The organism is Enterobacter cloacae complex sp. I1M (assembly GCF_014982425.1).
GTDB lineage: Bacteria > Pseudomonadota > Gammaproteobacteria > Enterobacterales > Enterobacteriaceae > Enterobacter > Enterobacter intestinihominis.
Map to the genome: position 1 here is coordinate 48,288 of NZ_JADCLG010000010.1, position 22,863 is coordinate 71,150.

5 protein-coding genes are annotated in these 22,863 nt (G+C 59.6%); 2 read left to right on the forward strand and 3 right to left on the reverse strand.

What is annotated here, in order from left to right:
• Window positions 1-47: 47 nt before the first annotated feature.
• Both INF86_RS05435 and INF86_RS05440 read right to left on the reverse strand, forming a co-directional pair.
• A complete protein-coding gene (locus INF86_RS05435) occupies window positions 48-18,053 on the reverse strand; it encodes an Ig-like domain-containing protein (RefSeq protein ID WP_193543296.1) in 18,006 nt (6,001 codons plus the stop codon).
• A gap of 120 nt (window positions 18,054-18,173) precedes the next feature.
• Window positions 18,174-19,487 (reverse strand): TolC family outer membrane protein, encoded by a 1,314-nt coding sequence (locus INF86_RS05440; protein WP_227414739.1) that lies wholly within the window; start codon window positions 19,485-19,487, stop codon window positions 18,174-18,176.
• Window positions 19,488-20,243: 756 nt separating this feature from the next.
• On the opposite strand from INF86_RS05440, the gene INF86_RS05445 reads away from it, so the two are divergent.
• The gene (locus INF86_RS05445) at window positions 20,244-20,987 is read left to right on the forward strand and encodes a DeoR/GlpR family DNA-binding transcription regulator (protein WP_022648061.1); all 744 of its coding nucleotides are present in this window, start codon (window positions 20,244-20,246) and stop codon (window positions 20,985-20,987) included.
• 13 nt (window positions 20,988-21,000) lie between these two features.
• On the forward strand, window positions 21,001-22,068 hold the full coding sequence (locus tag INF86_RS05450; protein ID WP_038416023.1) for an oxidoreductase: 1,068 nt from the start codon (window positions 21,001-21,003) through the stop codon (window positions 22,066-22,068).
• Window positions 22,069-22,110: 42 nt separating this feature from the next.
• Here the strand turns inward: INF86_RS05450 and cybB are convergent, their stop codons facing one another.
• Window positions 22,111-22,641: a cytochrome b561 gene (gene cybB / locus INF86_RS05455; protein WP_023300059.1), complete on the reverse strand. Its 531-nt coding sequence runs from the start codon at window positions 22,639-22,641 to the stop codon at window positions 22,111-22,113.
• Window positions 22,642-22,863 lie beyond the last annotated feature (222 nt).

Genomic DNA, 22,863 nt, shown 5'->3' on the forward strand with positions numbered 1-22,863 from the left:
GTAAAGAAACGCAAAAAGCCGCGAGGATCGCTCCCCGCGGCGTTGTTTTACGCAATTAACAGTTGATGATTTGCCAGCAGCGTCGCCAGATCCGTCTGCACGCCGTTCAGCGTCACCAGGGTGGTTGGCGAGAACTGGCCGCCCGTCCCGTCGAGGTCAACCTGGATCTCGGTGTTGCTGCCGTTCTGCACCACGCGGATGTAGTCAGCAATGTTGCCCGCGCTATTGTCCAGCGTCGCCACGCCGTTCACGTAGCTCGCCGAGCCGGTGCCGGTATAGCCGCTGTCGGAAAGCAGGTCACGCAGATCGATGCGGTCCGTGTCTGCCGTCCCTTCCCAGGTACCGACGGTAAAGCCGTTCACCACATCGCTACCGTTGCCGCCGGTCGCGTCAGACGCGTTGATCAGCTTATAGAGCAGCGTGTCCTGACCGCCGCTGCCGATGTTGAAGGTGTCGTTACCGCCGCGGCCTTCGAACTGGTTATCACCGCTGTTGCCGGTGATCACGTCGTCATAGTCGGAGCCGTTAATCCCTTCAATATTCAACAACCGTGTGGTACCGAACCCGGTGTCCTGCGCCGTTGAGAGGCGCAAATCAACAGTTATCTCAGAGGTGGCATTGCGGTAATCCACCACGTCCATGCCGCCGGTATTGCTCCAGGTGTCGTAGTCGGAATGGGTATTCCAGCCGCCGGAGCCATTATAGGTATAGCTCCCATCCTCTGCGATAAAGGTGTCGTTATACCCGGTTCCGGTAATGGTTCCGTTGTGGCCGCCGGTGGCCGCTTCGGCGGTGAGAACATAACCCTCTTTGCCGTTGCTCGCGTCCAGGCCGGTCCAGGTGACGTTATCCGACACGCCGTTGGTGATCTTCACGATCTCCGCCGAGTAGGTTTCGTTCGGATCCAGCCCGTAGAAACTTACCAGCGCAGAGGTATCATTCGAGCCAATGCCGGACTGGGCGTTGATGATCTGCGAGGCCACCAGTACGCCCGCGGCGTTGTACAGATTGACCGTGTTGCCGTAGTAGGCGTTGATGCCCTCGCTATCGACAATGTGCAGATGCATCGCGGTACCGTCAGCAATGGTTTTGCTGTTTTGCACCAGCACCACCTTGCCATTCTGCTGAGACACCAGCAGATCCTGCGCACCATCCCAGTTGTAGTCCACCGCGGCGACGCCGGTGACGTTAGCAAGCCCTGACGCAAGCTGGCTTGAAGTCCAGGTTGAGCCGTAGCCGTTGTTGGTGAACAAGGTTGCCGTCTGCGAGCCGCCGTAGGTGCTGAGCTTGATGATGTCCATCTGCCCATCGCCGTTCCAGTCCACCGCCACCGACAAATAGCCCGCCGTGGCGTTAGAGGCTTCCACCGCGCTCCTGGTGGTGGATAGCTGCCCGGTACCGTCGTTGTAGTAAATCACCCCGCCGTTGTTGTTGTAGCTGCTGCCCAGGTACAGGTCCATGTAGCCATCGCCGTTAAAGTCCGCCCACGTTATGGACGCCGCCGTGGTGGTATTCGAGGCGTTGGCCACAAACACGTTGGTCAGGTTCTGGCCAATGGAGAGCGTACCGTTCCCGTTGTTGTTTATCACGGTGAGCGAGTACGCCCCGCTGCGGTTGGTGTGCTGCACGATGTCCACGGTGCCGTCGTTGTTCAGGTCGACGCCGGAGATTTCACGTCCGGAATCGAACTGGCCGTAGAATCCACCTTCCCCGCCGGTGCCGTCCGGCGACAGAACGCCGTTGGTATTAACCAGGTAGGTCAGGGAGTCCATACCGGCATCTCCGTAGGCCAGATCCAGATAGCCATCCCCGGTTTTATCGTAGGCAATTACGCCGCCGTACCAGATAGTGGTCCCCATTGCCAGCTGGCTGGCGGTGTAACTGCTGCCATCGTAGGTCCACATCACCTGCGTAGAACCCGCGTAGGTGTTCTCAGTTGCGAAAATATCCTGGGTGCCGTTACGGTCAAAGTCGGCGGCGGTCTGACTCACCACGTAATAGCCACGGGTGTTGCTCAGCGTATTGCCGGCATAGGTCGAGCTATCGCTGCTGGAGTAAGACTGGCCGTTAGCAATGATATTCCACAGGCCGCTGCTGTTCGTGCCGACCGTCATAGTCGAGTTATTCAGGTTACCCGCAGTGGTCGCCCAGTCGGTATTCACCGAGGTGGTATCGATCACCAGGCTGCCGGTTGCCGTACCAGTGGTGTTACCGTTGCCCGCGCTACTCTTCACCTGCGCGGTTACGTCGTAGTTCGCCACGCTCAGGGCATCGCTGTCCGGGATCTGCAGATACCAGGTATTGTGATCCGGGTCGACTACCACCGCGCCGCCGGTCTGCGACGTATAGGTTTTCCCGTTCACCATCACCACCAGGTACTCCCCATTCACCAGGTCCGCAGACACCGTGCCATTAATAATCGGCGTGGTATCCGAGGTGGTCTGGGCAGTAATCGCCGCCGTGGTGGTCGGGATGCTGGTATCGACGTTCAGCACAAAGCCATCCGATTCCGTGTAGTTACCGGCTTTGTCGGTGACGCGCAGAATGTAAGTGTGATTCCCGTCGAGCAGGCCGTTGTCCTGATAGGACCAGCTTGCGCTGCCGTTCATTGTGACCTGACCCAGCAAGATCCCGTCCCGGTAAAGCTGCACGATTTCGCCGTCTTCCGGAGCACGGTTAAGCGTACCGTTGATCAGTGGTGAGGTATCGTCCGTCGCGACTGATGCGCCGTACGTGCCCGTACGTTCACCTTCCCCGTCGGTATAGCTGACCACCGTTCCCACCGTTTCAGGCGGCGTGGTATCAACCGTTACCACCTGCGAAGAGGTTGAGCCGACGTTGCCCGCCTGGTCGATGATCCGCACCTGCCAGGTGTAATCCCCGTCCGCCAGATCGCGGGTATCCGTATAGCTCCAGCGCTGGTTAGTGACGGCAGTGTCAATCCAGGTATTGCCGCCGTCGAGGCTGATCTGTACGCGCTCGTCGCTGGCCAGCGCGCTGCCCAACGAGCCGTTGATCGTCAGCGAGGTGTCCATGGTGATGAAATCACTCCCGGACTGCCCGGTATCTTCGCTGATGCTGTCAATGGTGATGCCGTACTGCGGCGCCTGGGTATCCACCGTCACGTCCTGCGTGGTGGTGGCCCCGACGTTGCCCGCCTGATCGACAACCCGCACCTGATAGCGGTAGTCGCCGTCGGCCAGGGTGCGCGCGTCGTTATAACTCCACCGGGTGCCGCTTACCGTGGCGTAAACCCAGGTAGTGCCGCCATCCATGCTCACCTGCACATACTCACCCGCCCCGAGTTCGGCCCCGAGCGTCCCGTTGAGCGTGTACGAGGTCGAACTGGTCAGGAAGTCGTTATTGTCGAAGCCGGTATCGACGGTGATGTTATCCACGGTCACCGTAATCGCCGCATCCGGCGCGACCGTATCGACCGTCACCTGCTGATGAGCGCTGGCACCCACGTTGCCCGCCGCATCCACTACGCGAACGTAGTAGTCATAGGTCTGGTTACCCAGCGTGCGGCCGTCCACGTAGTACCAACTGTTGCCGGTGACGATCACGTTCTGCCAGCTGACTCCGCCGTCGATGCTAATCTGGGCATATTCGCCGTCGGCCAGCGTTGCGCCGAGCGAGCCGTGCAGCGTCAGGGAGGTATCATTGGTGATAAAGTCGCTGCTGCTCAGGCCGGTATCGTCGCTGATGCTGTCGATAGCGATCGTTTTGCTGGCGTCCGGCGCGACGGTATCAATGGTCACCACCTGGCTGGTGGTGGCGCTGATATTCCCCGCGTCGTCAATCACCCGCAGCTGGTAGTTGTAGTCTCCGTCGGCCAGCGTGCGGCCATCAACGTAGGTCCAGCTCAGACCGCTGACGCTCACGTCAGTCCAGGTCGCGCCACCGTCCAGGCTGATCTGCGCGTGGTCGCCGCTGCCCAGGGCCGCGCCGAGCGTCCCTTTCAGGCTAATCTGGTTGTCGCTGGTAATGAAGTCGCTGTCGGACAGGCCGGTATCCTGCGAGACGGAATCCACGGTAATGCTCGTCGCCGCAGGCTTCGTCAGATCGATTACCACGTCCTGGCTGTCCGTTGCCCCGACGTTGCCCGCGTTATCAATGACGCGCACCTGGTACGGGTACGTCCCGTCCGTCAGGGTGCGGCCATCGGTGTAACGCCAGGTGGTGCCGGTCACGGTCAGGTCAATCCAGGTTGAACCACCGTCGAGGCTGATCTGCGCCTTCTCGTTATTACCGAGCTGCGCGGTCAGGGAACCGTTCACCACCACCTGCTTATCGTTGGTGATGAAGTCACTCGCGCTCAGGCCGGTATCGTTTTGCAGGGAATCAATGCTGATCCCCATTGACGGTGCGGTGAGATCCACGGTGACGCTGTGGTTATCGCTGGCGCTGTTGCCGATGGCGTTGCTCACCTGCGCATTGATCACGTACGAACCGCCGTCCGCCAGCGCGGTCACGTCTGCGCTGCCGACCGTATAGCTCCAGGTGCCGTCATTTTGAACGGTAGCCGTGTAGGTTTTACCGTTAAGCGTAATGGTCACCGTCTGGCCCGCAGGCGCGTCGGTGGTGCCGCTGACAATTAGCGGCGTGCCGTGCTCGGCGGCGTTGACAATATCGTCCTGGGCAAAGGTGTTAATGACGATGGTCGGCACGTCGCCGTTCAGCGTCACGTCGTGTGTTGCGCTGCCCGGGTTACCCGCCTTATCGCTCACCGTAGCCGTAATGGTGTAATCCCCATCGCTCAGGCCGAGGAAGTCGCGGCCCGGCACGAAGACCGACCACGAACCGTCTGCTCCAACGGTCGCCTGATAGCTGTGCCCGTTGAAGGAGACGGTCACCGTCTGGCCCTGCTCCGCGGTGGTGGTCCCGCTAATAGTCTGCCCCGCCAACTGCTCGGCGTTGTTGACGATATCGTCATCGGCCACGGTGCTGATGGTGACGGCTGGTGCGACGGTATCGACCGTTAAGGTATGGGTCGTCTGGCCGCTGTTACCGGCTTTATCGTTGACCACGGCGGTCACCGTCAGCGCACCCTGGCTCAGTGCGACCAGGTCTGCCGCCGGAACGTCCTGCGTCCAGGTGCCATCTCTGCCGACAAGCGCAGTGTAGGTTTTTCCGCCCAGCGTGACGGTCACCGTCTGGCCTGCTTCCGCGCTGGAAGAGCCGTGTACGGTGAGCGGCTGCTGAGCTTCCGCCGCATTCAGCACGTCGTCGCCCGACAACGTGTTCACGCTAATCACCGGCGCGGTGGTGTCCACGCTGATGGTATGCGTCGCCGAGGCGCTGTTCCCGGCGCTGTCCTGCGCCGAAACAGAAATCTGGTAGCTCGCGCCGTCGGCCAGAGCGCCCACGTCGGCGGCCGGAACGGTGGTCTGCCAGGCGCCGTCGCTCTGAATGGTGGCCGTATAGCTCTTACCATTCAGGGTGATAGTGACCTGCGTACCGCTGGCGAACTGCGCACTGGAACCGTTGATAACCAGCGACGCGCCCGCTTCTGCCGCATTGATCACGTCATCACCGCTGAGGGTGTTGACGGTCAGCGCGACCGATGCGGTATTTACCACCACGTCATGGGTCTGAGTGCTGCTGTTGCCTGCGCTGTCGGTGATAGTCGCGCTGAGGGTTACGGTGCCGTCGGCCAGTGCGGAAATCACGCTGGCCGGAACGCCCACGCTCCAGTAACCGCTGGCGTCAACGGTGGTGGTGTACTGATTCGAACCGATGGTGATAATCAGCTTATCGCCGACGCTGGCGCCGGTTGCGGTGCCGCTGACGATCTGCGCCTGCCCGTGCTCCACGCTGTTGATGACGTCATCACCCGCCACGACGTTAAAGCTGACGGTCGGCGGTGTGGTATCAAGCGTAATCGCTTTACCCGCGCTGCCCGGGTTACCCGCGGCGTCACTCACGCTCACCTGCACGGTGTAGCCGTTATCCGCCAGGGCGGACAGGTCTGTGCCCGGCACGTTAACGCTCCAGACGCCGCCCTGCTGAACCTGCGTGGTGTAGCTGTTCCCGCCGAAGGTTACGGTTACCGTCTGACCGACTTCCGCCGTGGTGGTGCCGGAAATGGCCACGCCCGCAGCCGCTTCGCTGCCGTTGATCACGTTGTCGCCTGCGACCGTGTCAATCGTCACGGTTGGCGCGGTGGCATCTACACTGTATTCGCGGCCCGCCGAAGCGCTGTTGCCGTGCGCGTTGGTGATGCTCACCTGCACGCTGGCGTCGCCGTCTTTCAGACCCGCAAGATCCGAGGAAGGCACGTTCGCCGTCCAGTTGCCGTCGGCATCGACTTTGGCGGTGTAAGACTTGCCGCCAAAGATGATGGTAACGATCTGGTTATCTTCCACATTGGATGTGCTGCCGGATAGCACCAGATCCGCGCCTTTCTCCGCCGCATTAATCACGTCGTCGGTGGCGATGGCATCGATGCTGATCGCCACGGCTGCCAGATCGATGGTGACGTCGTGGCTGATGGAGACCGGATTGCCCGCCGCGCTCTGGCCCGCTACGGTGACGGTCATCGTGCCTGCGGCCAGAGCGCCCACGTCTGCCGCCGGGATCGCCGCGGTCCAGGAGCCGTCTGCCAGTACCGACGCGGCATAGGTCTTGCCATTCAGGGTCACGGTGAGCGTAGTGCCCGCCGCCAGCCCATCGCTTGAGCCAGTGACGATAAGATTCTGACCATGCTCAATGCTGTTGATCACGTCATCGCCCGCCACGGTATCCACGCGCAGCCCCGGCAGGCTGGCGTCAATAGTGATATCGCGCTCGCCCGTTCCCGAATTGCCATGGTCATTAGTGACGGTCGCTGACACCGTTAAATCGCCGTTGCCCAGCGCCGTCAGAACCGACTCAGGCACGTTCACGGACCAGGTCAGATCGCTCTGCACCGTCGCGTTGTAGCTGTTGCCGCCGATGGTCACCGTCACGGTGTTGCCCGCCTCAGCGTTCGTTACCCTGCCGCTGAGGGTCTGCCCCGCAGCCACTTCCGCCGCGTTAATCACGTTGTCGCCCGCCACGGTGTTGATGGTGACGGTTGGCAGCGCGGTGTCGACAAGCAGGTTCGCGGTATTGCTCACGCTGTTGCCCACGCCGTTGGTGGCGGTCGCGCTCAGGGTGTAGTTGGCTTCGCCCAGGCTCGCCAGATCCGCCGCCGGAACGGTCAGGCTCCAGGTGCCGTCTGCCGCAGTTGTCGCCGTGTAGTTTTTACCGTTCAGAATTACGGTCACCACGGTGCCTTCCGCCAGGTTGGCGCTGGTGCCGCTGACGCTCAGGTCCTGCCCTTTTTCTACCGCGTTCAGGACGTTGTCATCGCTGATGGCGTTAAAGCTGACCGACGGCAGACCGGTATCGACGGTCACATTATGCGTGCCGCTGCCGGTGTTGCCCGCCGCGTCGGTGACAGACGCAGTGACGGTCACGGTGCCGTCGCTGAGGCCTGAAATCACATTTGCCGGAACGCCCACGCTCCAGTTACCCGCCGCGTCCAGCACGGTGGTGTAAGTCTGGCCGCCGATGGTGACGGTGACGGTATCGCCCGCCGCCGCGCCGGTGGCGGAGCCGCTGACGATCTGCGCCTGATTGTGTTCAGCCGCGTTAATCACATCGTCACGTGCAACGGTGTGGATGGTCACCCCAGGAACGGTCACATCCACCGTCAGAGTGTGATCAACCGATGCCGGGTTACCCGCCTTGTCGCTGACTGAGGCAGTGACCGTCACGCTGCCGTCGGTTAATCCTGCCAGATCCGCCGCCGGAACGTTCAGCGTCCAGCTGCCGTTCGCGCTCACGGTTGTGGTGTAATCTTTGCCGTTCAGCGACACGGTCAGCGTCTGGCCCGCTTCGGCGGTGCTGGTGCCGGAGATTGCCAGGTCTGACTGCGCTTCCGTGGCGTTGAGGATATCGTCTGTGGCAATCGTGTTGATGGTCACGGACGGCGCGGTAGCATCCACGCTGTACTCGTGGCCCGCAGACGCGCTGTTGCCGTTCACGTTGGTGACGCTCACCTGCACGCTGGCGTCGCCATCCTTCAGGCCAGCCAGATCCGCTGACGGCACGGTGTAAGTCCAGTTGCCGCTGTCGTCCACGGTGGTGGTGTAGATCCTGCCGTTCAGACTGATGGTCACGGTCTGCCCGGCTTCCACGTTGGTGGTCGCACCGGACAGCACCAGATCCGCGCCCTTCTCCGCCGCGTTAATCACGTCGTCGGTGGCAAGCGCATTGATGCTGATGGCAACGGTAGCCAGATCCACGGTCACATCGTGGCTGATGGTGATCGGGTTACCCGCCGCGCTGTCGCCGGTAACGCTGATTTTCACGATGCCTTCCGGCCACGCGCTCACGTCGGTGGACGGGATCGCCGCGCGCCAGGTGCCGTCTGCCAGTACCGTTGCCGCGTAATCTTTACCGTTGACGGTAACCGTCAGCGCCGTGCCCGGCGCCAGCCCGTCGCTGGAGCCTGAAACAATCAGGTTCTGCGCGTGCTCAATGGTGTTGATCACGTCATCACCCGCCACGGTATTCACGCGCAGGCCCGGCAGGTTAGCGTCGATAGCGATCTCGCGCTCGCCGGTCCCGGTGTTGCCGTGGCCGTTGGTGACGGTTGCCGTCACGCTCAGGCTGCCGTTGCCGAGTGCGGTCAGCACGTCAGACGGCACATTCACGGACCAGGAAAGATTGTTCTGCACCGTTGCGGTGTAGCTGTGGCCGCCGATAGTCACCGTCACGGTGTTGCCCGCTTCGGCATTCGCCACGGTGCCGCTCAGGGTCTGACCTGCCGCCACTTCCGCCGCGTTGATGACGTTGTCGCCCGCCACGGTGTTGATGGTGACGGTTGGCAGCGCGATGTCCACCAGCAGGTTCGCGGTGTTGCTCACGCTGTTGCCCACGCCGTTGGTGGCGGTCGCGTTCAGGGTGTAACTGGCCTGACCGAGACCGGCCAGATCCGCCGCCGGAACCGTCAGGCTCCAGGTGCCGTCTGCCGCAGTTGTCGCCGTGTAGTTTTTGCCGTTCAGAATTACGGTCACCACGGTGCCTTCCGTCAGGTTGGCGCTGGTGCCGCTGACGCTCAGGTCCTGCCCTTTTTCAACGGCGTTCAGGACGTTGTCATCACTGATGGCGTTAAAGCTGACCGACGGCAGACCGGTATCGACGGTCACATTATGCGTGCCGCTGCCGGTGTTGCCCGCCGCGTCGGTGACAGACGCAGTGACGGTCACGGTGCCGTCGCTGAGGACTGAAATGACGCTGGCCGGAACGCCCACGCTCCAGTTACCCGCCGCGTCCAGCACGGTGGTGTAAGTCTGGCCGCCGATCGTGACGGTGACCTTATCGCCCGCCGCCGCGCCGGTGGCGGAGCCGCTGATAATCTGTGCCTGCTTGTGTTCAGCCACGTTAATCACGTCGTCGCCTGCCACGGTGTGGATGGTCACAGTCGGAACGGTGACGTCCACCGTCAGGTTGTGGTCCACCGACGCCGGGTTACCCGCCTTGTCGCTGACTGAGGCAGTGACCGTCACGCTGCCGTCGGTTAATCCTGCCAGATCCGCCGCCGGAACGTTCAGCGTCCAGTTGCCGTTCGCGCTGACGGTTGTGGTGTAATCTTTGCCGTTCAGCGATACGGTCAGCGTCTGGCCCGCTTCGGCGGTGCTGGTGCCGGAGATTGCCAGGTCAGACTGCGCTTCCGTGGCGTTCAGGATATCGTCTGTGGCAATCGTGTTGATGGTCACGGACGGCGCGGTAGCATCCACGCTGTACTCGCGGCCCGCCGAGGCGCTGTTGCCGTTCACGTTGGTGACGCTGACCTGCACGCTGGCATCACCCTCTTTCAGACCGGTCAGATCCGAAGATGGCACAGTGGCGGTCCATTTACCCTCAGCGTCCACCGTGGCGGTGTAGTTCTTGCCGCCGAAGGCGATGGTGACGGTTTGATTTTCCTCAACGTTCGCAGTGGTGCCGGAAAGCACCAGTTCTTCGCCCTTCTCGGCGGCGTTGATCACGTCATCGGAAGCGATGGCGTCAATGCTGATGGCGACGTTTGCCAGATCCACCGTCACATCATGGTTGATAGTCACCGGATTGCCCGCGCTGCTCTGCCCTTCAACGGTCACGGTGACCGTGCCTGCGGCAAGGGCACCCACGTCCGCAGAAGGGATCGCCGCACTCCAGGTGCCGTCTGCCAGCACGGTAGCCGCATAGGTTTTACCGTTTACGGTGACGGTCAGCGCCGTACCCGCCGTCAGGCCGTCGCTTGAACCCGTGATAATCAGATTCTGCCCGTGTTCGATGCTGTTAATCACGTCATCGCCCGCCACGGTGTCCACGCGCAGGCCCGGCAGATTCGCGTCTATCACGATTTCGCGCTCGCCCGTTCCACTATTGCCCACGCCGTTGGTGACGCTGGCTGACACGGTTAAATCGCCGTTGCCCAGCGCGGTCAGCACCGACTCCGGCACGCTCACGGACCAGGTGAGATCGCTCTGCACCGTTGCGGTGTAGCTGTTGCCGCCAATGGTCACGGTCACGGTGTTGCCTGCTTCGGCATTCACCACCTTACCGCTGATGGTCTGGCCGGTTGCCAGCTCCGCCGCGTTAATGACGTCGTCACCTGCCACGGTGTTGATAATCACGCCCGGCAGAACGGATTCCACGTTCACGGTGTGCGAGGTGCTGGTGCTGTTGCCGACGCTGTCCGTCGCGGAGGCCGACACGGTGTAAAGCGCTTCACCCAGTTGCCCCACCTCGCTCGCCGGAACGGTTGTAGTCCATTGGCCATTGGTAGCTACCGTGGCGCTGTACGCTTTGCCGTTCAGTATCACGGTCACCACCGCGCCTGTCGCCAGGCCGGAAGCCGTACCGGAGATCGTCAGATCCTGGGTTTTCTCGGTGTTGTTGATCACATCGTCACCGGACACGGTGTCAATGGTCAGCACCGGCGCGGTGAGGTTGACTTCAACCTCGTGCGTTGTGCTGTTGCTGTTTCCGGCTTTATCGGTCAGCGCCGCGGTGATGGTGTGATCCCCTGCGGTCAGAGCACTCACGTCCGCCGCAGGCACGCCCACGTTCCACTTGCCGGAAGCGTCCAGGGTCGCCGTGTAATCTTTGTTATTGATGGTGACGGTCACCACGTCCCCCGCCGCCGCACCGGTCACGGAACCGGTGACAATCAGCGCCTGCGCATGCTCGGCGCTGTTGATCACGTCGTCGTCGGAAACGGTGTTAATGGTCAGCTGTGGCACCGTGGTATCCACCAGCACATCGCGATCCGCCGAGGCCGGGTTACCCGCTTTATCCAGGACGGCTGCCGTGATGGTGTAATCGCCGTCGGAAATCGCGCCGACATCCGCAGACGGTACGGTGACGCTCCAGCTGCCATTCGCCTGCACGGTGGTGGTGTAATTCTCGCCGTTCAGGGTCACGGTCACGGTCTGGCCCACTTCCGCATCAGAGACGCCGTTGATGACCAGATCCTGCTGCGCTTCGGCAGCATTGATGATGTTGTTGTCGCTGACGATTTCAATCGACACCGTCGGCGCGGTGGCATCCACGCTGTACTCGCGGCCCGCAGAGGCGCTGTTGCCGTTTACGTTGGTGACGCTGACCTGCACGCTGGTGTCGCCGTCTTTCAGTCCGCCCAAATCGGCAGACGGTACGGTCGCCGTCCAGTGGCCGCTGGCATCCACCGTCGCGCTATAGGTCTTACCGCCGAAAATGATAGTAACGGTCTGGTTTTCTTCCACGTTGGTGGTCGAGCCGGACAGCACCAGATCCGCACCCTTCTCGGCTGCGTTAATCACGTCGTCCGTAGCGATGGCGTCGATGCTGATGGCGACCGGCGCCAGATCCACCTTCACGTCATGGCTGATGGAAACCGGATTACCCGCCGCGCTCTGGCCGTCAACGGTCACGGTGACTGTACCTGCGCTCAGCGCGCCGACGTCAGCCGCCGGAATAGCCGCCGTCCAGGTGCCGTCCGCCAGCACGGTTGCCGCGTAGGTTTTGCCGTTGACGGTGACCGTCAGCGCCGATCCGCTCGCCAGCCCGTCGCTGGAGCCGGTGATAATCAGGTTTTGAGTATGCTCGATGCTGTTGATCACATCGTCGCCTGCCACGGTATCCACGCGCAGGCCCGGCAGGCTGGCATCAATCGTGATGTCGCGCTCGCCGGTGCCGGTGTTGCCGTGGCCGTTGGTCACGCTCGCTGTTACGGTGAGATCGCCGTTACCGATAGCGGTTAAGACGTCAGATGCCACGTTAACCGACCAGCTCAGATCGTCCTGAACCGTCGCGGTATAGGTGTTGCCCCCGATACCGATCGTGACAGTGTCACCGCTCGCCGCGCCGCTCACTTTCCCGCTCAGGGTTTGTCCGGAAGCCACTTCCGCTGCGTTAATCACGTCGTCGGTGGCAACTGCATTAATGGTGACCTGCGGCAGCGCGCTGTCGACCAGCACGCTATGGCTGGTGTTCGCGCTATTACCCGCGGTATCGGTCACGCTGGCCGTCACGCTGTAGCTCGCTTCGCCCAGTGCCGAGACGTTTGCCGCCGGAACGGTGACGCTCCAGTTACCGCTGGCATCGGTGGTGGCGGCGTAACTGATACCGTTCAGGGTTACGGTGATGCGGGTCCCGTCCGGCTGGTTGCTGGTGCCGGAGACCAGCAGATCCTGACCTTTCTCGGTCGCGTTGATCACGTCGTCAACCGCCAGGGTAGTGATGGCAATCACCGGCGCGGTCAGGGAGACGTCAAACGCGTGCGTCGCGCTGGTGCTGTTGCCCGCTTTATCGGTGAGCGTGGCGGAGATCGTTTGATCGCCGTTAGCCAGCGCGCCCACGTCCGCCGCCGGAACGCCCACGCTCCAGTTACCGGCACCGTCCAGCATGGCGGTGTAGTCTTTGCCGTTCAGGGTCAGGGTAATCACATCGCCCGCCTGCGCGCCCGTCACCTTGCCGATGACAATCAGCGCCTGACCGTGCTCGGCAATATTAACAATGTCGTCGCCCGCCACAATGTTGAAGGTAATCTGCGGCACGGTAGTGTCGACCAGCACGGACGCCCCCGCGCTGGCCGGGTTGCCCGCTTTATCGGACACGGTCGCCGTGACCGCCGCGCTACCGTCTGCGATCCCCGCCAGATCCGCCGCCGGTACATCCAGCGTCCAGCTGCCGTTTGCCTGCACCTGGGCGGTGTACTGATTGCCGTTGAAGGTCACGGTGACCGTCTGGCCTGCTTCAGCAGTAGACGTCCCGCTCAGGGTCAGGTCCTGCGCCGCCTCTGCCGCATTTAGCATGTTGTCGCCGCTGATGGTGTTGATGCTGACCGCTGGCGCGGCGGTATCGACGCTGAATGCCTGCGAGGAAGAGGCCGCGTTGCCGTTCATGTTGGTTACGCTAACCTGTACGCTGGCGTCGCCATCCTTCAGGCCGCTCAGTTCGGCAGCCGGTACGGTGCAGGTCCAGTCGCCGTTGGCATCGACCATCGTGGTCCAGGTTTTACCCGCAAAGATAATGGTAACGGTCTGGCCCGCTTCAACGTTCGAGGAGGAGCCGGACAGCACCAGATCCTGGCCTTTTTCTGCCGCGTTCAGCACGTTGTTGTCCGTCACGCTGTTGATGCTTATCGCCACCGGGGCGAGATCGACATCCACCACGGTACCGATGTTCACCGGGTTGCCGGAGGTATCCTGCGCGCTGGCGCTGATGGTGAGCGACCCGTCCTCCCACCGGGAGACGTCCGCGGCCGGAACCGCAGCCTGCCAGGTGCCGTCCGCCAGTACCGAGGCGGAATAACTCTTGCCGTTGATGCTCACGGTGACGGTGCTACCCGCCGCCAGGTCGGTGCTGGTGCCGGAGATAACCAGGTTCTGCGCGTGTTCAATAACGTTAATGACGTCGTCACCGGCGACGGTATCAATGCGCAGGCCGGGCAACTGGGCGTCAATGGTGACATCCAGGGAAGACGATCCGGTATTACCGTGCGCGTTCGTCACGCTGGCCGATACGGTCAGGTCGCCGTTGCCGAGCGCGGTTAACTGACTCTGGGTTAACGGCAGGCTCCAGGTGAGATCGTCCTGTACGGTAGCCGTGTATGTCTGCCCGCCGATGATAATGGTGACGGTATCGCCCGATGCCGCGTTCGATACTTTCCCGGTCAGGGTTTGCCCTGCGGCCACTTCCGCCGCGTTAACGATATTGTCGCCCGCGACGTTGTTGAGGGTAACAACCGGCAGCGAGCTGTCCACCAGCACATCGTGCGTGGCAGAGGCGCTGTTGCCCACATTATCGGTGACGCTCGCCGTCACGGTGTAATTGGCTTCACCCAGCGCGCTCACCGCAGAGGCGGGTACGGTAACGCTCCAGTTGCCACTGGCGTCGGTGGTGGCTGCATAGTTGATACCGTTCAGATTAACGGTGATGGTGGTTCCTTCCGGCTGGTTGCTGGTACCGGAAAGCAGCAGATCTTCGCCCTTCTCTGCCGCATTGATCACGTCATCCGCTGCCAGCGTATTAATACCGATTACAGGCGTGACTGTATTGACCACCACATCCACTGAACTGCTGCCGGTGTTGCCGGACCGATCGGTCACGGAGACGTTAATGGTCCAGGTGCCGTCCGTCAGCCCCTGAACGACGGACGCAGGCAGGCCGAGGCTCCAGTTGCCCGCCGCATCCACCACGGTGGTGTAGTCCACGTTATTGATGGTGATGATGACCAAATCACCCGCCGCCGCGCCGGTGACGGAGCCGCTCAGGATCTGCGCCTGTGAATGGGCCAGCTGGTTAACGGTGTTGGTGTCGGTGACGAAATCGTTGATGGTCACCTGCGGCACGGTGGCATCCACCAGCCCAACGCGGTCCGCGCTGCTGCTGTTGCCCGCCACGTCACTGACGGTGGCCGTGACGGTGACATTGCCATCGGTCAGCGCGCCAACGTCGGCGGCAGGCACGTTCAACTGCCAGCGACCGTCCGCCTGGACCGTGGTCTGGTAAGATTTACCGTTCAGCGTCACGGTGACCGTCTGGCCCGCTTCAGCGGTTGTGCTGCCGCTGAGCACCAGATCCTGCTGCGCTTCTGCCGCATTAATGATGTTGTCGTCGGTCAGGTTATCAAGCGTAATGGCTGGCGGCTGTGTATCGACAATCACCACGCGTGAGGCGTCCGCGCTGTTGCCGTTGACGTTAGTCACGCTGACGCTCACCTGCGCCCGCCCGTCGATCAGCGTTTCCATCGCGCTCGCCGGAACGGTCAGGCGCCAGGAGCCGTCCTGCTGCACCTGTGCGGTAAAGGTTTGATCCGCGAATTTCACCACCACGGTTTGCCCGGCCTCTACGCCCTGCGTCTGACCGGAAAGCGTGACATCCGCGCCTTTTTCCGCCGCGTTGAGCCTATCGTCAGTGGTTACGGTATCGATGGTGACGGCCACCGCGTTCAGGTCAAGCTCGATCGGGTGTTCAGCCGCCACGGTGTTGCCCCAGGCATCTTCCGCACTGACGCTGACGGTCATGCCTCCCGCCGTCCATGCCTGCAGGTCCGCTGACGGCACGCCAATCTGCCAGCTGCCGCTGGCGTTAACCGTGGTGACGTATTCAACATTATTGATGGTGACGGTGATCTGTGTGCCTTCGGCCAGATGAGTGCTGGAGCCGGTCACGGCCAGATCCTGCTGCTGTTCAATGGCGTTAATCACGTCATCGCCAGAGATCGTGTTCACGCGCAGGCCCGGCAGTTCGGCGTTGATGTTGATATCACGTTCGCCGGTGCCGGTGTTGCCGTGCGCATTCGTGACAGAGGCGCTGAAGGTTAACTCGCCGTCGCCAAACGCCTGAAGGTCGGCCGATGGGATGGTCACGCTCCATTTCAGGTCGCTGCCAACCGTCGCGGTGTAGCTCTTGCCGCCCACGGTGACAGAGACGGTATCGCCCGCCGCCGCGCCGGTGACGCGTCCGCTGAGGGTTTGGTCAACCGCCGCTTCGGCGTTATTGACCAGGTTATCCCCGGCAAAGGAGTTGAGGATCACCTGCGGCAGCGCGGTATCGACCAGCAGATTCGCCTCGGCGGAGCCGCTGTTACCCACGCTGTCGGTGCCGCTGACGCTCACAGTGTAAAGGGTATTCGCCAGATCCAGCACGTCGGAAACCGGCACCTGAACGGACCAGCTACCATTCTCAACGGTGGCCTGATAGTTAACGTTGTTCAACGTCACGGTGACAGCGCTGCCGTTCGGCAGATTACTGGTCCCGCTCAGGCTCAGAGGCTGCATGGCCTCCTGCGCATTCAGGACGTTATCCTGGCTGATGGGGTCAAGGGTGAATTCCGGCGGGTTGCCGCTGAGCGTAATGCCGTGCGTCGCGCTGCCGGTGTTGCCCGCCGCATCGGTCACGGAGACCGAAATGCTGTGGCTACCTTCACCCAGCGCGCCAATGACAGAGGCAGGCACGCCGACGCTCCAGCTGCCGTCCGCCTGGACGACACCGGTAAAGGTCTTGCCGCCAACGGTCACGGTGACAACGTCGCCCGCCGCCGCGCCGTTCGCCTGGCCGGAAATAATCTGAGCCTGCCCCTGCTCGCTGGTGTTCAGAATGTCGTCGCCCGCGACAGTGTTGATAGTGACCACTGGCGCTGCGGTATCGACCGTGAAATCGGCGGTGGTGGAGGCCCCGTTACCCGCTTTGTCGCTGACGTTTGCCGTCAGGGTGTGCTCGCCGTTAGCCATCGCCTGTACTTCACTGGCCGAAAGCGTAACGGACCAGGTGCCGTCGCTGCCCACGGTCGCCGTGTGATTTTTGCCGTTCAGCGTGACCGTCACAATCTGGCCCGCTTCCGCATCGGTTTTTCCGGTCAGCGTCAGCGGCTGATTATGTTCAGCCGCGTTGATGATGTTGTCCTGGGCGATTGTGTCGACAGAAATTGCTGGCGCAGCGGTATCGACGCCAATCGTCTGGCTGCCGGTCACGGTGTTGCCCGCCGCGTCTTTGCCGCTGACGTTGACCGTCCAGGTACCATCGCCCAGCGCCTGCGCGTCAGCAGCAGGCACCTTCACGCTCCATGCGCCGTTTGCCCCTACTTCTGCGGAATAGGTTTTACCGTTCAGCGTGACGGTAAGCGCCGTTCCCTGCGCCAGGTTTTTGCTGGTGCCGGACAGCGTAAAGCCAGCGGCCTGCTCGCTGGCGTTGATCACGTTATCGCCCGCCGTGGTGGCGAGCGTCACGCTGGTATCCGCTGTAGAAACGGTTACGGTAATACTGCCCGCAGAGGTCGTTTTACTGCCGTCGATCTGGACGACGGACCAGGTATGTTCCCCCTCCGCCTGGGTCGGAAGTGTTACCGTCCAGGTGCCGTCCTTTGCGACCATGGTGCTGGCGATGGTGCTGCCGCTGCTGTCTTTAACCTGAATGGTCGCGCCCGGCTGCCCGGTACCGCTGAAGGTTGGGGTGTTATCATCCGTGACCTCTTTTGCACTCAGCACCCCCTGCTTGTCACCCGCGTTATCCGTCAGCAAAAATGTTGGCGTGGCGCTTTCGACTTCTTTCGTATTATCAATAACTTTTGTTTTGGTTTCGCCGTCACCGCCGTGAGCCAGCAGTGCGCCAATCGCACCGCCTCCCAACGCCGCTCCGGCAATCCAGCCCCACGGCGCATCGCTTAAGACGCTTCCCTGCTCCAGAAAAGGTTCAATGCTGCTAATGGGTGCAGCCTGGGCGGTTAATTCGGTGGCGGCAACGCCTGATGCTTCCCCGGCATCGGCAAATGAAATATGCGTCAACTCCTGGTTATCGTTAAATACCAGTTCGGAATGATTATGGGTTTCCGTGTCTTCGACAAAATAATTATTGCAGCGGATCACGCTGCCATCTTTCATATAAATGAGGAGGTCATTCCCCTGGCGGACATAACGCACCACGTCCTGAGCAGAACCCTGAATTTCAATCACGCTCGGCGATGAAATAGAGACCGAGAGATTCCCTTCACCGGTTAATTTCGTTTTTTCTGCCGTTTTTCGAATGATAACATCAACAACTTTTGCGTTACTCATATTCTTCTCCTTGCAGGTGCGCGTATTCCTGTGGTTATGTCCACCAGAGGGATGTAACTATCCCTGGGAAAAACCACCCATTATTGTCTGACTTATTTCGCGCAGAAAGGCGCGCCTTTTTTAACTCAAATCAGGTAATTTCGCGGCAGCGTTTTTCTCTATTCCGATAAGCGGCATGAGATTATCCACCGCGGAGGCGTAATTAATCGCCGCGCTCCAGCCATCGTATTCAGCCATTATTTTCGCTGAGGTGGCAGACCAGACATCCTGCTCCACGCTGAGCAGATCGTTAATGCTGCGCTTGCTCAGGGTATATTCATTTTTGTAGACGTCGCGGGCGCGCAACGCATTTTCCAGCTGACGTTTTCCGGCCTCCATACGTCCTTGCGCCCCGGTCCAGTCGGCCTGTGCGACGGAGGCTTTTTGCAGGACATCAAAACGGGCCTGATCGACCTGAGACGATGCCATTGCCCTTGCGCCCTCGGCCTGACGGACGCGCGCCGAGACCGCGCCGCCCTGATAAAGCGGTGCATCAATATTGAGCTGGATCTGATCATCCCAGTACGCGCGATTATCAGACTCGTACCGGGTGCGGCCCCCATTCAGGCTTAAGGTTGGCCAGTGCTGTGACTTCGCGGTTTCTACGCCGTACTGGGCTGAACGCTCCATGTTCTGCGCGGCCATCACCGTTGGGATCAGTGAATAATCAATTCGATTGAGAGAATCCGACTCCACGGCCAGACCTCCCGGAACCGGTGAATAGCGTTCAGCCTGTATGCCAGTTAATACCGCCAGCCGCGCGCGGGCGCTGTTCAGTGACGCATTGTACTGCTCTACCGTCGCCTGCATTCCGGCAATACGGGTGCGGGTCTGAAGCTCATCAGAGGTGGAGCTTACGCCTGCATCGGCGCGGAGTTTTGCCAGCTGCTCAACGTTTTTAAGCGCCTGCACGTTCTCTGTTGCCGCCTGTAGCAGATCGCTGTAGCGTTTCACTTCCACATAGCTGAGGGCCGTTTTTTCCGCGACGGCAGACATCGTGCTCATCAGCTGGTAGCGATAGCTGTCACGCTGAGCTGAAGACTGGCTGATGCTGTTATTGGTCTTGCCAAAATCGTACACAAGCTGCGTCAGGCTCAGCCCCCAGGCTGCGGAATTTCGCAACGAGCCGCTCGAATCGGTGGTCTGGCTGTGACCCGTACTCCCGTTCAGGGCTATTTGTGGCATCCAGCCACTACGCGCTTCGTCTATTTGTGCCTGGCCAATCCCCAGCTGTGCAGCCTGCTGACTCACCGACGGGTCGCGGTCAAGAGCGAAAAGAATACTTTCTTTCATCGTCATTGCCGCAACGGGAGATATCCCTACCAGACCGTTAGTTGCATGAGCCGCAGTCACCACCAGTGAAATTAAGGTCAGGGAAGCAGATAATCTGAGCATCCTGTTATTGCATTTCATCTTTATAATACCCCCGGACTTCAGGTGATGGCTAAATAATTACCAGGAAGAGGTACAAATAATTCACCCTATTTGCCCCACTCCTGTTTGATAAATTCCGCCAATAGTCGACCACACCCATTTCAATTGAGATGAGAGCCGTTCAATCTCTTTTTTTCTTTTAAGAATTTACTTAAATATTTATTGATTCGCAGCATAACAAAATGTGATATGAGCGACCACACCTGTAGTGTTAATGCGGTGTTACAAATAAGAAAAAAGATGGGGTTTCTGGACAAATGGCTATTAGATGCGTTTACGCTGAAACATATAAACCCTCTGTAATTTAAGGAAAATTCTGAAACACCTTGATGTACATTTTTGCGTTTATTTCATCGCGAATCAGACACAAAGATTTTCAAAGAACTGTCAATTTAAGTCATTCGCTGATTAATATTAAATTATTTTACTTTAAAAAGAATATCTAATAGATATAAGCACCAATTTATATTTATAATCTGGTTTTATATTTTTATTCGAACTCCTTATTCGGTAGCTTTAACCAAATTTCCATGTAAAACATAGCGTTAACATCAGGTCTAAACGATACATACATGTTTTTGATGACTGATTAATGCTAATTCAATATTCACCTTATCAAACTGTTTTTGGACAACATCCCCCTCCTGTTACGATTCCCTTTCCTGTAAAATGCTGTAAACTGCATAGTATTGCGACATTTTGCAGGATACTGCACCCATGCATAAAACCGCCAGACAGAAATATGTACTTGAAATTATTACTGAACAAGGCCAGGCCAGCATCACTGAGCTGGCAGAAAAGTTGCAGGTTTCGGCGGATACCATCCGTCGCGATCTGACCGATCTGGAAAAACAGGGATTGGCGCAAAAAAACCATGGCGGCGCCATCGCGCTGAATCTCTCGACGATGAACCGAGTTAGCAGGAATACCTTACTGCCTGAAATCAAGCAGCGGCTGGGTAAACAGGTTGCGCAGTGCGTACCTGCGGGCTCGACGCTTTTTCTGGACGCCGGAAGCACACTTCTGGCTGTTGCCTCTTTCCTGCAGGGACCGCTGACCATCATCACCCCTTCTCTTGATATCGCCCAGCAGGTTAGCGATCGGGAAGATATCGATCTGATCCTGCTTGGTGGAAAGTGGGATCAGAAACAGCGCCTGTTTGCCGGAAGCGCCACCCTTTCGCTGCTCTCTCGCTACCGGGCGGATATCGCCATCCTTGGCGCATGCGCCATTCATGCCGAGCTCGGATTGAGCGCCAGTCAGGAGGCGGATGCCGAGGTGAAGCGTGCCATGCTGGCCGCAAGCCAGGCGCACTGGGTAGTCGCCGATCATCTGAAACTCAACCAGTGCGAACCTTATCTGGTTTCAGGGTTATCCCAGATTCATCAACTGTTTTTAGATCGTCCCTGGGCAGAGCTCGGGGACCATAGCGCCGTGCAGGTTACCGTTTGCGCGCATTAACGTGGAGAAGGTCATGAATAAAGTGAAGACAATGAATATTGCGCTGATCGGGTATGGTTTTGTGGGTAAGACGTTTCATGCCCCGCTGATCCAGTCCGTCGACGGCCTGAAGCTGGCGGTGGTCTCATCCCGGGATGAAGAAAAGGTCAAACGCGATCTGCCGGACGTCCTCGTTGTTGCCACCCCTGAAGAGGCTATTCAGCACCCGGATATCGACCTGGTGGTTATCGCCTCCCCTAACGCGACCCATGCGCCGCTGGCCACCCTGGCGCTCAACGCCGGCAAGCACGTAGTGGTGGATAAGCCATTTACGCTGGATATGCAGGAAGCGCGAGACCTGATTGCGCTTGCGCAAGAAAAACAACGCCTGCTCTCTGTCTTCCATAACCGCCGCTGGGACAGCGATTTTCTCGGCATTAAGCAGGTGATTGAGCAAGGCAGTATCGGCAAGGTAAAACACTTTGAATCGCATATCGATCGTTTCCGCCCGGAGGTTCGCGTGCGCTGGAGAGAGCAAAATGTTCCCGGCAGTGGCCTGTGGTTCGACTTAGGCCCGCACATGATTGACCAGACGCTACAGCTTTTTGGTCTGCCGCTGTCGGTACAGGGCAACATCGCCACCCTGCGTGACGGTGCGGAAATTAACGACTGGGCGCACGTGGTGCTGAACTATCCTGAACACAAAGTGGTCCTCCATTGCAGCATGCTGGTGGCAGGCGGCGTTGCCCGCTTTACCGTCCACGGCGATAAGGCCAGCGTGGTGAAAGCGCGCATCGATCAGCAGGAAGCCCAGCTTCTGGCAGGCGTCATTCCGGGTAGCGAAAGCTGGGGTGAGGACAGCGACGCTATGGTGCTGTTTAATGCCCAGGGTGAAGCCAGCGCTATCCCTGCGCCAAAAGGCGACCAGCGGCAGTACTATATAAACGTGCGCGATGCCCTGAACGGCAAGATTGACAATCCGGTCCATCCGGTGGAAGCCCTGGCGGTGATGGCGGTGCTGGAAGCGGCGGTAAAATCTTCAGAAACGGGTACAACTCAGGAACTGGACTTAACGGCGCAGGAGCGCGCGCAACTGCAATAAGCCGCAAAAAAAATGCCCTGCGGGTTGGCAGGGCATTATCGGTCACTGACGCTTTTTCGGCATCATGCGCAACAGCGTATTGTCTTTCCAGAAATAGTGATGCATCAGCGCGGCAAAGGCGTGCAAACCAATCACAAAATACCCCAGATTCGCCAGCGTTACGTGCCACGCTTTTAGCGTATCCACCAGGTCAAAATTCCCCTCCGCCGCATGCGGCATCGTCAGGCCAAACGCAAACCAGTCATTTCCCCGGTTATACATCATCACCATGCCGATCAGCGGCAGCGCAATAAACAGCAGGTAGATAACCAGATGCCCCAGATGGGACAGCCCGGTGATCATCGCTTTTGGTTTCGGTTGAATGGGCGGAGCCGGGAATTTCAGGCGGATAAGCAGGCGCGCCACCATCAGCACCAGGATGCTGATCCCGCAGGAAACGTGGATCATATTAATAAGCGGACGATCGGTTCGCGGGAACCAACCTCTGAACTCCATGGCGCAATAGGCCATAATAACTAACAGAAAAACCAGCCAGTGAATGCTGATTTGCAGACCCGTATATTTTGTGCGCATGTTGTTTCCCGATAAATAACAGTTATCGCGCCAACATAACCACCTTTCCTGAAAATGTGAACCCCCTTTTACGGAGGGCCGAGTATTCCCAGTTATTTGAAATCAGAAGCATTAACGTGCCTTCAGAATAACGGAGGGATTACAGGGATGTTACCTCCGCCCGTCCCCGATAAGCCGGAAGGAATAAGCCGAAGGGACCGCGAAGCGGCGATTTACCGCCGG

What these genes read in the sequence shown, in the direction of transcription:
- INF86_RS05435 (WP_193543296.1), bottom strand. Translation starts at nt 18,053, where the DNA reads ATGAGTAACGCAAAAGTTGTTGATGTTATCATTCGAAAAACGGCAGAA.
- INF86_RS05440 (WP_227414739.1), bottom strand. Translation starts at nt 19,487, where the DNA reads ATGCTCAGATTATCTGCTTCCCTGACCTTAATTTCACTGGTGGTGACT.
- INF86_RS05445 (WP_022648061.1), top strand. Translation starts at nt 20,244, where the DNA reads ATGCATAAAACCGCCAGACAGAAATATGTACTTGAAATTATTACTGAA.
- INF86_RS05450 (WP_038416023.1), top strand. Translation starts at nt 21,001, where the DNA reads ATGAATAAAGTGAAGACAATGAATATTGCGCTGATCGGGTATGGTTTT.
- cybB (WP_023300059.1), bottom strand. Translation starts at nt 22,641, where the DNA reads ATGCGCACAAAATATACGGGTCTGCAAATCAGCATTCACTGGCTGGTT.